An 11279-nucleotide genomic window follows, 5' to 3' on the forward strand; every position below is an offset into this window, starting at 1 on the left:
TCTAACTTTTGGGGTGTTTTTTAATGAAATTAACTTATGAAGATAAAATAGAAATTTATCAACTAAGAAAACAAGGTGAAAGTTTAAAGAATCTTTCAAAGAAATACGATATTGCCGATTCTAATATTAAATACTTAGTTCGATTGATTGATCAATATGGAATAGAAATTGTTAAAAAAGAAAAAAATCGTTACTATTCACCAAAACTAAAGCAGGAAATAATGAATAAAGTTCTTTTAGAAGGTCGTTCACAAACAAGTGTGGCTATTGATTATGCACTTCCTAATCGTTCCCTACTTTCAAATTGGCTAGCACAATATAAGAAAAATGGGTATACTATTGTTGAGAAAACAAGAGGGAGACCAAATTCAATGGGACGTAAGCCAAAGAAAAAATTAGAAGAAATGACAGAATTAGAACATCTTGAATTAGAAAATCTATACTTAAAGGCGGAAATTGCTGTTCTAAAAAAGTTGAGGGAACTACGATTGAAGGAGGAAAAAGAGAAAGAAGAAAAACTGAAATTGTTCAAGAATTAATCAATGAATTTCCATTGGATATTCTTCTTAAAGTAATTAATTTAGCTCGTTCAACGTACTATTACCATTTAAAACAAATGAACCAACCGGATAAGGATCAACAGCTTAAAGATGAAATACAAGATATTTTTACAGAACATAAGGAAAACTATGGTTACCGTAGAATTCATTTAGAATTAAGAAATCGTGGCTTTAAAGTGAATCATAAGAAGGTACAACGCTTAATGAAAGCACTTGGTTTAATTGCCCGTATTCGTCGTAAACGCAAATATTATTCATACCAAGGAGATGTTGGAAAGAAATCAGATAATCTGATTCAACGTGATTTTGAAGGATCTAAACCAATGGAAAAATGTTACACAGATGTAACGGAGTTTGCCATTCCAAGTAGTGAACAGAAACTATATTTATCACCAGTCTTAGATGGATTTAACAGTGAAATTATTGCGTTCAATCTTTCTCGTTCACCTAACTTACATCAACTAAAGGCAATGTTAAACGAGGCATTTACAGATGAAAAATACAAAAATACTATTCTCCACAGTGACCAAGGTTGGCAATACCAGCATGATTCTTATCATCGATTTTTAGAAAGTAAAGATATAAAGCCGTCTATGTCACGTAAGGGGAACAGTGCAGATAATGGTATGATGGAATCTTTCTTTGGTATTTTGAAATCAGAAATGTTTTATGGATTTGAAAAAGAATTTAAGTCTCTTGAGGAATTAGAGAAAGCTATTATCGATTATATTGATTATTACAACAACAAACGTATAAAAATTAAACTGGATGGACTAAGTCCTGTAAATTACAGAATAACTCATTCAAACTCTGCTCGTATTGCTTAACTAGTAAATCTAATTGAAAGTTTAATAATATTTCCAAGAAAAAACGCGCCAAAAATTTTGGCGCGAACCCCCTAGGGGGTTATTCATACATTTTGTTTTATTAATCAAAAAGAGACGACTTAAGTCGTCTCAAAAAAGTCTAACTTTTTGGGGTCACTTCAATTTTGGAAGTTTTTATTTTATAAGTTACAGTTACACTTATTAATTCCTATTTGAAAAAATATTAAAAATAAATTTTAGACTTGTTAATAATAGCAAGCACAGTAAGTGTACGGACACTTACGAAAAATTTAATGGAGCAGCCCTTTACGGAATGCTCCATTTTTTTAATTTTTACCTTGTTAGGGAGAACCCTAAGACCCCGAAATAAGTTTTATAAAGGAGAATAAAATGGCAAATAGATTTAGAAATGAAAGAATAGAAATAAAATTAACTAAGGAAGAAAAGGAAGTTTTTGAAAATAAAATGAAACTTGCAAACTGCAAAACTATGTCCCACTTTCTTAGGAAATGTGTATTAGAAAAAGAAATTTATGTAGTGGATTTAGAACCATTCAGAAACCTACAATGGCTACTTTCAAATGCAACAAATAATATAAACCAGATTGCAAAAGCGACTAATACAACTGGTGTTATTTACAAAAATGAAATTGAATCAATGAATAAGCAGATAGAAAAATTATCTAAAGAAATATGGCAGATCCATTCCCTACTTCTTAATAAATCAAAAGAAAGTTCTGGTGATTAGTATGGCAATTACAAAAATACATCCTATAAAATCAACTCTAAATTTGGCAATAGACTATATAACTAAGAGTGAAAAAACTGATGAAAAAATCTTGGTATCTTCATTCAAATGTCATCCATCTACTGCCCATATTCAATTTATGAAAACACGAGAAGATAATGATACTAAAGGTACAGTTTTGGCTAGACATTTAATTCAATCTTTTCTACCAGGAGAGGTTGATCCTATAAAAGCTCACGAAATTGGAATGGAATTATGTAAGAAAATTTTAAAAGAAAATTATGAATTTGTTCTTGCAACTCATATAGATAGAGGGCATATCCATAACCATATTATTTTTAATAATGTTAATTACAAGACTGGCAAATGCTACCAATCTAACAAAAAATCTTACCACAAAATCAGGTATCAAAGTGATGAATTATGTAAAGCAAATAAGCTTTCAGTCATTGATAAATACTATGAAGCTTACAAGAGAAAATATAAAACTGCTGGTAAATCTTGGTACGAATATGACCAAAACAAGAAAGGAAATTCTTGGAAGTCTAAACTGCAATTTGATATAGATAGAGTGATTAATAAGTCTAAATCATGGGAAGAATTTTTAGAAAATATGAAATCTCTTGATTATGAAATTAAGTTTGGTAAACACATTGCTTTTCGTCATAAAGATAAGAAAAGATTTACAAGAGCTAAGACTATCGGAGAAGATTATACTGAAGAAAAGATCAAAGAAAGAATAGATTTAGCTATAATAAATAAAGCTAATCCTATTAAAAAACGAGTAGGAAATGTTATTGATATATCTACTAATGAAAAAGCACAATCCTCTAAAGGTTACGAAGTCTGGGCAAGAAAACACAATATCAAAACAATGGCAGATTCAATAATTAAATTAAGAGAACAAGGCATTAATTCCATTACCCAGCTCGATGATCTGATCAAAAAATCTGCTGATGATAGACAAGACTTATTAGATAAAATAAAAAAATTTGAAACTGAGATGAAGAGTTTATCCAAAGATATGGAAAATATTTATACTATAAATAAGTATCGTGAAATATATAAATACCACAAGAAAAATCCTGAAGATAAGCAATTTGAAGAGGAGTATTATAGCGAACTTTCCGTCTATAAAATAGCCGCTAAAGAAATCTTAGAAAATTATAATAAGCTACCAAATACAAAAGAAATACTATCCAAGCTCGATAAACTGCAAGAAAAAAAGAACACCCTTATGCAAGAGTATTCTTTGAATAAAGAACAATTTTCTGACCTTGTTCAGTATAGAAAAAACTATGAAAATTATTATGGAAAGGAAGTGGAGAGATAGAAAGCTATAAGTGGATAAACTTATAGCTTTTTTAAAATTATTTACAAATTTTTATTCTAAACTTATTATCTTACTTAAAGAGATCCTACTAGATGACCTGCAAACATTGCTATAGGAAGTAATAAGATTAACAGAATATTCAATACTATGAACAACTTATTCTTTTCCTTTATCCCAAATATTAAACCTATTAGTCCAATAATTGGGCAGACAAACATTGATGTCAGTCCAGTTGGTCTTAAACTTGTATAGCTTTCAAAGATGTCTATAGGCAGTAGGTAGGAAATCACAAAAATCGTGAGTCCGAATAGAAATATCTTCTTGCTTAAATTTTCTTTCATAAAACCTCCTCTATTATTCTAAACTTCTAATTCTATCTACAAGGCTGTTTTGGCTATGCTTTTCATAGAACCTACCTGTAAATATTATCCCAATGATTATATTTACAAAGTTTACAAGTATAAGCGGCATGATTACAAATTTATAGGAAGTCCACTGAGTCTGTTCAATAAAATCCATCAAGATAAATTTATCTACAAGAAGCATAATGATGAAAGAAAATAGTAAGCCACATAAAGAATAAATCAAATTCTTTTTTACCAAATATTTTTTAATATTTTTCTTTGTCATTCTAATTGCTTCAAGAATTGATAAGTTCACCATGTTTCTTAATATTTCAGTAGCAATAACGTTAATAAAATTCAGTACAGAAATTAAAAACAATACTATAGATAAACTATAACCCACAAATTCTATAAGATTTTTGAAATCTTTAAAAGACTTTATTTGAAGATCTCTTGAGTTTCCAAAAAGTGATAATTCTCCACTAGTTAGAAAAGCCAGTCCTGTAATAATTCTTATAAATGTGGTCTTACCTGCACCATTTTTACCAATAAAACCATAAACTTTACCTTTTTCTAGTTTTAAATTAATATTATTAAGTGCAGTATTGTGTTTATATTTTTTTGTTAAGTTTTTTGTTTCCACAATTACTTCTTCCGTCATTTTTTTCCTCCAACATTACTATATAATCTAAACTCCTAACTTGATTAAATACCTATGATATGACCTGCAAATATTACTATTGGTAGTAATAAGCTTCAAATTATATTCAACCCTATAAATAACTTGTTATTTTCTTTTATTCCAAATATTAGCCTTACTAATCCAATAATTGGGTAGGCAAACATAGATGTAAATCCTGCTGGATTTAAATTTGTAAAGGTATAAAATATAATATTACGAATATAATTGCACCAAGTGCAAAAAAATTCTAACAATTTTTCATAGACATTCACTTCACTTAATTTTAGATATTGAATATTTTTATCTCAAATTATTTCATCAAAATTCTTGTTTTTTCAATACTTTAATCGAAACTATAAGTGATAATAATGATAGAATCAGTATAGAAGTGACTTCACAATAAACATAAGGATTGTTAGCATTAAATATTAATATGAAGGCGGAACTCCATGGTAAGATATAAGGTAAAATGTTACTTGACTGCAAGAATCCTACTGAAAGTATAATAGAGACAGCTCCTGATATCAAAGACAATATAAATGCGTTTCTCTGTACTATACAAATTATTAAGTTTGGAAGTAATATAGCAAAACCTAGTATACAGGTTTTAAAATATAATGTTATCAAGGAAATAATATAATCAGTTAAATTTAGTCCTTTAAAAATTATTAGTCCCCCAATCATGGTTAATAAAAAGCTAATAAGAGTCATTATTAAATGCAATCTAAACCATGTAATTATTTTTTCAATAATAAAACTACTTTTTCTTTCAAGATAAGGTAAAATATTTTGTACTATATTATTTGCATACTCCCTTTGAAATATTAACGTAATAAAAGTAATACTTATTGCATGTATAAATATAAAATTTCCAATCATTATATTAGATTTTACCCACTCATTGAGTCCTACCCTACTTACTGATTCACTCATAAATATATCCTTAACAACTAACATACCTATTAATAGTAATGAAAAATATATTGAGTAAGTATAAATTTTTGTGTTCTTAAGCTTTAATAATTCTCTATTTAATTTCTTCATATATATCACCAACTATTTCCTCAAAGTATTCTTCCAACGTAGTTTTCTCAAAATATATTTCTGAAATTCTACCCCCATTAGAATATATTAATTGGATAATCATTTCAGAATTAATATCATTTCCCTCTATTCTTATAGTATTTTCATCCAATAAATAGTTTTGACTTAACTTGTGTTTTTTGAGAATCCCCATAATTTTTTCGGAATCTTTCGATTTAATTACCAATCTCTTTTCTTTATGAACTTCGTTTATATTCACACTCTTAACTATTTTTGTATTATGAATTAGATTGATCTGATCCACAATTCTTTCGATTTCTGGTAAATTATGACTTGATATTAAGATAGATTTTCCTGATTTTGCTAACTCTTTTAATAATCCTCTAATTTCGATTACTCCTGAAGGATCTAATCCATTAAAAGGCTCATCTAATATCAATAAATCCGGGTCAGTTAACAAAACTCGCCCTAAGCCAAGTCTTTGTTTCATTCCTAAAGAATAATTTGCAAATATTTTATCTCCATGCTTTGTAAGACCCACTATATCTATGATATCTTTTATTCTTTTATCACATACATTTAATATTGACGCAAAAATTTTCAAATTATCATATGCAGATAAGTTTGGATAAAAAGCTGGATATTCAATTAAATATCCGAATTTATTAGAAACTACACCATTAAATTTGATCTTTCCATAATCTTTTCTTACTAGTCCAACTATACATTTCATTAAAGTAGATTTACCCGCACCATTTCTACCAAGTAGTCCCACTATTTCTCCGCTATCTATTGACAAATTTACATTATCTAAAATTATAGTTTCCCCATATGATTTTGTTAAATTTGTTATTTGTAGATAATTCATTAAATTTATTCTCCTTATTTATATACAAATCTTAGAATACTTAATAAGTATAAGTTAATCAAAATAATCTTTATCTAATTGTTCGTCTAAATAATAGTTTAAATTATTTTCTAACTCATTATATCTATCTAAAGGAATTACATTTTTAGAACGGCCATTATCTACCATAATAATATATGGTATCTTATCAGTATTAATGTCTATATCATTTTTTCCTTTATCAGTTTTATCAATATTAAGTATCCTCAAATACATTTTTTCATTTAAAGCTAGAGACTTAAGCTGCTCATTAATATCTTTATTTTTATTATTAGTTATCAATAGGCTATAAGTTTTAATGTCCTCATTCTCCGAATAATCTGAAACCCAATTTTTATCTTTTTTAGCATTGGATAATAATAATACAACAAATGCTAAGATAATTATTGTTATAGAAATTTTAAATTTTGATTTTTTCACTTCTATCTCTCCCTTTTACTAATTTTTTAGATAAAAATAGTATGAAAATCTAGTTATCCGTATAAACACTGGACTTATCACACTTTATCAAGGTCGAAACCAATCAATTTACTACTAATTTACTACTTATGAATGAGCTTTGATACGACGATTTACCCTTGAAAAGTGAAGAAACAAAGATACTTCCAATAAAAATTGAATAGGCAAAAGGTGGACACTTCAAAAATGAGGTGTCTATTTTTTTACCCGATTTGAAAGGACGTGATACTACGAAAATAGAAAAACAAGAGAATAAAGGTCGCTCCCCACCGTGAAAGACCATCAAACAAACGAGATTCATTCAACCATAAAAAAGAAAGGATAGGTAAAAATATGGAACTTAAATTTGTGATTCCCAAGATGGAAAAAACATTCGGCAATTTAGAATTTGCTGGCGAGGATAAAGTCGTACAGCGAAGAATCAACGGACATCTAACCGTCTTATCTCGAAGCTATAATCTCTATTCAGACGTTCAAAGAGCAGATGATATTGTGGTCGTACTTCCTGCTGAAGCTGGCGAAAAACATTTCGGCTTTGAGGAACGTGTTAAGTTAGTCAATCCACGTATTACCGCCGAGGGCTATAAAATCGGCACTCGTGGTTTTACAAATTACCTTTTACATGCTGACGACATGGTAAAAGAATAAAGAAAGAGAGGAAAAATGATGAGATTAGCAAATGGTATCGTATTAGATAAAGACACGACTTTTGGAGAATTAAAATTCTCTGCTCTACGTCGTGAAGTGAGAATCCAAAATGAAGACGGTACGGTTTCAGAGGAAATCAAAGAACGTACCTATGACTTAAAATCCAAAGGGCAAGGACGCATGATTCAAGTAAGTATTCCTGCCAGCGTGCCTTTGAAAGAGTTTGAATATAACGCACGGGTGGAACTTATCAATCCCATTGCGGATACTGTCGCTACTGCTACCTTTCAAGGAGCAGATGTTGACTGGTACATCAAGGCAGACGATATTGTGCTGACAAAGGATTCTAATTCCTTTAGAAATCAACAGCCACCTAAGAAAGAACCTGCTACGGACAAATAGCCACGTATCTTCCATTAGAGAGAAAGGAGAAAATCAAACATGAAACAGCGTGTCTTTCGTGGTAAAAGGATTCGTCCGAGTGACAAAGATTTAGTCTTTCATTTTACAGTAGCGTCCTTACTGCCTATTTTACTGCTTGTTGTCGGACTGTTTCATGTGAAGACAATCCAGCAGGTCAACTGGCAGGACTTTAACCTATCACAAGCAGATAAGATTGACATTCCGTATTTAAGTATCAGTTTCAGTGTCGCAATTCTTGTCTGCTTGCTGGTGGCGTTTCTATTCAAACGGTATCGCTATGATACGATTAAACAACTCTACCACCGTCAAAAGCTGGCGAAGATGGTTCTTGAAAATAAGTGGTATGAATCAGAACAGGTCAAAACAGATGGCTTCTTCAAGGATTCCCCCAGTCGTACCAAAGAAAAGATAACCTACTTCCCTAAAATCTATTATCGCCTTAAAAATGGCTTAATACAGATACAAGTGGAAATCACTCTGGGGAAATATCAAGACCAGCTCCTACACTTGGAAAAGAAATTAGAAAGTGGCTTGTACTGTGAGCTGACGGATAAAGAGTTAAAGGATTCCTACGTGGAATATACCTTGCTCTATGATATGATAGCCCGTCGTATTTCTATTGATGAAGTACAAGCTCATGATGGGAAACTTTGCTTAATGAAAAATATGTGGTGGGAATATGACAATCTGCCTCACATGCTCATAGCTGGTGGTACAGGTGGCGGTAAGACCTACTTTATCCTGACACTGATTGAAGCCTTGCTTCATACAGATTCTAAGCTGTATATCTTAGACCCGAAAAATGCAGACTTAGCCGATTTAGGCTCTGTGATGGCAAATGTCCACTACAGAAAAGAAGACTTGCTTTCCTGCATTGATACATTCTATGAAGAAATGATAAAACGCAGTGAGGAAATGAAGCAGATGGAAAAGTATAAGACTGGCGAAAATTATGCTTACTTAGGACTTCCAGCACACTTCTTAATCTTTGATGAATATGTCGCTTTCATGGAAATGCTGGGAACAAAAGAAAACACCGCAGTTATAAATAAGTTGAAACAGATTGTCATGTTAGGTCGTCAAGCTGGCTTCTTTCTAATACTGGCTTGTCAGCGTCCAGACGCAAAATATCTAGGCGACGGAATCCGTGACCAGTTTAATTTCAGAGTGGCTTTAGGTCGTATGTCTGAAATGGGCTATGGCATGATGTTTGGCAGTGACGTACAAAAGGATTTCTTCTTAAAGCGAATCAAAGGTCGTGGCTATGTTGATGTAGGAACAAGTGTCATATCAGAGTTTTATACTCCCCTTGTACCAAAAGGACATGACTTTTTAGAGGAAATTAAAAAGTTATCCAACAGCAGACAGGACACAAAAAAGCCATCATCAGAACAACAAGAAATGGAGAAATAAAAGTAATGGATATTAAAAGATTGGAGATATATCATACACCGACTGAAAAATCTGTCATTTGTCTTTGCTTGAATACAGACCAATTCACGGTAGATTGTGAACAATACATCATTGACCGATACAGGCATTTTACCGTCAATCCAAAAGTACGATTCTATTCCAGAATAGATAAGCTGATTGATGAAATTATCCGTGAAGTGAAGAAACCACCGTTCACATTCAGAATGAGGTTAGAGAAGCGACATAGTATTACCAGCAAAAATATTCTATATGAATTTCAGCTTTTTGATAGAAATTCATTCAAAACGGACGGTCTATCAGAAGTGATTGAACAGGAATATTTAAGACCAGAAGTTGATTTGGTAGTGATTTACACTGGCATACAGGGAGAATCAAAGGCAGATACAGACGACAAAGGCAGGTTTTACGGTCTTAAACCGTAAGTTCTGGCTTTGTCGGGCAGGGCTTGCCCTGCCCATTAACCCCCCGTATCTAACAGGGGGGTACAAATCGACAGGAAACAGTCAAAAAAACATTAGAAAATCCTTTGGTTACAAGGGATTTACAAAATTTCAGCGTATGTAAAATGGGCTTTAAAAGTTGACATACGCCTTTTTGATTGGAGGGATTTTTACTGAATGAACAAACTTGGTTACAGCAGTTAAAAGAAAAACGCTTGGCTTATGGACTATCTCAAAATCGTTTAGCGGTTGCGACTGGTATTACAAGGCAGTATCTAAGCGATATTGAAACAGGAAAAGTCAAGCCATCAGAGGATTTACAGCAATCTCTTTTTGAAGCTCTGGAACGCTTCAATCCCGACGCTCCCCTTGAAATGCTCTTTGATTATGTAAGGATTCGCTTTCCCACAACGGACGTACAGCATGTGGTCGAAAACATCTTACAACTGAAACTGTCCTATTTTCTTCATGAGGACTATGGTTTCTATTCTTATTCAGAGCATTATGCTTTAGGCGATATATTCGTTCTCTGCTCCCACGAACTGGACAAAGGAGTTCTGGTGGAATTGAAAGGTCGTGGGTGTCGGCAATTTGAAAGCTATCTTCTGGCTCAACAAAGAAGCTGGTATGAGTTCTTTATGGACGCTTTGGTGGCTGGCGGTGTGATGAAACGCCTTGACCTTGCCATTAACGATAAGACAGGGATTTTGAATATCCCTGTACTCACTGAAAAATGCAGACAGGAAGAATGTATATCCGTCTTCCGCAGTTTCAAAAGCTATCGCAGTGGCGAACTGGTACGCAAAGATGAAAAGGAATGTATGGGAAATACCCTCTATATCGGTTCATTACAGAGTGAAGTTTATTTCTGTATCTATGAAAAGGACTATGAACAGTACAAGAAAAATGATATTCCCATTGAAGACGCAGAAGTAAAAAACCGTTTTGAGATTCGGCTGAAAAATGAGCGTGCCTATTATGCAGTCCGTGATTTACTCGTCTATGACAATCCAGAAAAGACTGCTTTTAAAATTATCAATCGGTATATCCGTTTTGTAGATAAAGACGATTCCAAACCTCGTTCTGATTGGAAGCTGAATGAAGAATGGGCTTGGTTTATTGGGAACAACCGTGAACGATTAAAACTAACCACAAAACCAGAGCCTTACTCTTTCCAGCGGACGCTGAACTGGCTTTCCCATCAAGTCGCACCCACTTTAAAGGTTGCGATTAAACTTGATGAAATCAACCAGACGCAGGTTGTGAAAGACATTCTCGACCATGCGAAACTGACAGACCGGCATGAGCAGATTTTGAAGCAACAGTCGGCAAAAGATAAGGACGTGATAACGACAAAGAAATAACCTAAACACAAATTCATTGAATATAGAGAGGAGAACATTTTTATGAATTTTGGACAAAACCTTTGTG

General features: G+C 32.3%; 14 protein-coding genes. 9 read left to right on the forward strand and 5 right to left on the reverse strand.

Going from position 1 to position 11279, the window contains the following annotated elements; translation table 11 throughout:
- The first annotated feature begins 23 nt into the window (after positions 1 to 23).
- From LK443_RS03640 to LK443_RS03650, 3 genes are all read left to right on the forward strand, one after another.
- Positions 24 to 1387, forward strand: a protein-coding gene (locus tag LK443_RS03640) for an IS3 family transposase (protein ID WP_227931110.1) whose coding sequence is annotated in 2 segments (ribosomal slippage) — positions 24 to 465 and positions 465 to 1387 — 1365 coding nt in all. Because the reading frame shifts where the segments join, the coding sequence is not laid out codon by codon here.
- A 390-nt stretch (positions 1388 to 1777) separates the two neighbouring features.
- On the forward strand, positions 1778 to 2134 hold the full coding sequence (locus tag LK443_RS03645; protein WP_227932165.1) for a plasmid mobilization protein: 357 nt from the start codon (positions 1778 to 1780) through the stop codon (positions 2132 to 2134).
- 1 nt (position 2135) lies between these two features.
- A complete protein-coding gene (locus LK443_RS03650) occupies positions 2136 to 3467 on the forward strand; it encodes a relaxase/mobilization nuclease domain-containing protein (protein ID WP_227932166.1) in 1332 nt (443 codons plus the stop codon).
- Between the two features lie 74 nt (positions 3468 to 3541).
- Here the strand turns inward: LK443_RS03650 and LK443_RS03655 are convergent, their stop codons facing one another.
- The 5 genes from LK443_RS03655 to LK443_RS03675 form a co-directional block, all read right to left on the reverse strand.
- Complete coding sequence (locus LK443_RS03655) at positions 3542 to 3808, reverse strand: hypothetical protein (RefSeq protein ID WP_044727503.1); 267 nt, start codon at positions 3806 to 3808, stop codon at positions 3542 to 3544.
- Positions 3809 to 3821: 13 nt separating this feature from the next.
- On the reverse strand, positions 3822 to 4472 hold the full coding sequence (locus LK443_RS03660) for an ATP-binding cassette domain-containing protein (protein WP_227932168.1): 651 nt from the start codon (positions 4470 to 4472) through the stop codon (positions 3822 to 3824).
- 339 nt (positions 4473 to 4811) lie between these two features.
- Entirely contained in the window at positions 4812 to 5537 is a 726-nt protein-coding gene (locus LK443_RS03665) for an ABC transporter permease (protein ID WP_016502682.1), read from the reverse strand.
- Positions 5521 to 6405, reverse strand: a complete 885-nt coding sequence (locus LK443_RS03670; protein WP_016502683.1) for an ABC transporter ATP-binding protein — start codon at positions 6403 to 6405, stop codon at positions 5521 to 5523. The genes LK443_RS03665 and LK443_RS03670 overlap by 17 nt, the downstream gene beginning before the upstream one ends.
- Positions 6406 to 6459: 54 nt before the next feature.
- A complete protein-coding gene (locus tag LK443_RS03675; RefSeq protein WP_016502684.1) occupies positions 6460 to 6864 on the reverse strand; it encodes a hypothetical protein in 405 nt (134 codons plus the stop codon).
- 372 nt (positions 6865 to 7236) lie between these two features.
- Here LK443_RS03675 and LK443_RS03680 point away from each other — a divergent pair, with 372 nt between their 5' ends.
- From LK443_RS03680 to mobT, 6 genes are read left to right on the forward strand one after another with little or no spacing between them, the layout of a single operon-like run.
- Positions 7237 to 7551 (forward strand): YdcP family protein, encoded by a 315-nt coding sequence (locus LK443_RS03680; protein ID WP_000420680.1) that lies wholly within the window; start codon positions 7237 to 7239, stop codon positions 7549 to 7551.
- A 15-nt stretch (positions 7552 to 7566) separates the two neighbouring features.
- Positions 7567 to 7953 (forward strand): YdcP family protein, encoded by a 387-nt coding sequence (locus LK443_RS03685; RefSeq protein WP_000985016.1) that lies wholly within the window; start codon positions 7567 to 7569, stop codon positions 7951 to 7953.
- Between the two features lie 39 nt (positions 7954 to 7992).
- Positions 7993 to 9387, forward strand: coding sequence for an FtsK/SpoIIIE domain-containing protein (locus tag LK443_RS03690; RefSeq protein WP_227932170.1), 1395 nt, complete (start codon positions 7993 to 7995; stop codon positions 9385 to 9387).
- A 5-nt stretch (positions 9388 to 9392) separates the two neighbouring features.
- Positions 9393 to 9830 carry a hypothetical protein gene (locus LK443_RS03695; RefSeq protein WP_015646595.1) on the forward strand — a complete coding sequence of 146 codons (438 nt, stop codon included), beginning with the start codon at positions 9393 to 9395 and terminating at the stop codon, positions 9828 to 9830.
- Positions 9831 to 9858: 28 nt separating this feature from the next.
- Positions 9859 to 9972 carry a conjugal transfer protein gene (locus LK443_RS03700; RefSeq protein ID WP_078102635.1) on the forward strand — a complete coding sequence of 38 codons (114 nt, stop codon included), beginning with the start codon at positions 9859 to 9861 and terminating at the stop codon, positions 9970 to 9972.
- A gap of 34 nt (positions 9973 to 10006) precedes the next feature.
- The gene (gene mobT / locus LK443_RS03705; protein WP_015646596.1) at positions 10007 to 11212 is read left to right on the forward strand and encodes a MobT family relaxase; all 1206 of its coding nucleotides are present in this window, start codon (positions 10007 to 10009) and stop codon (positions 11210 to 11212) included.
- Positions 11213 to 11279: the final 67 nt, after the last annotated feature.

Source organism: Granulicatella elegans, assembly GCF_020735385.1.
Classification (GTDB): Bacteria; Bacillota; Bacilli; order Lactobacillales; family Aerococcaceae; genus Granulicatella; species Granulicatella elegans_B.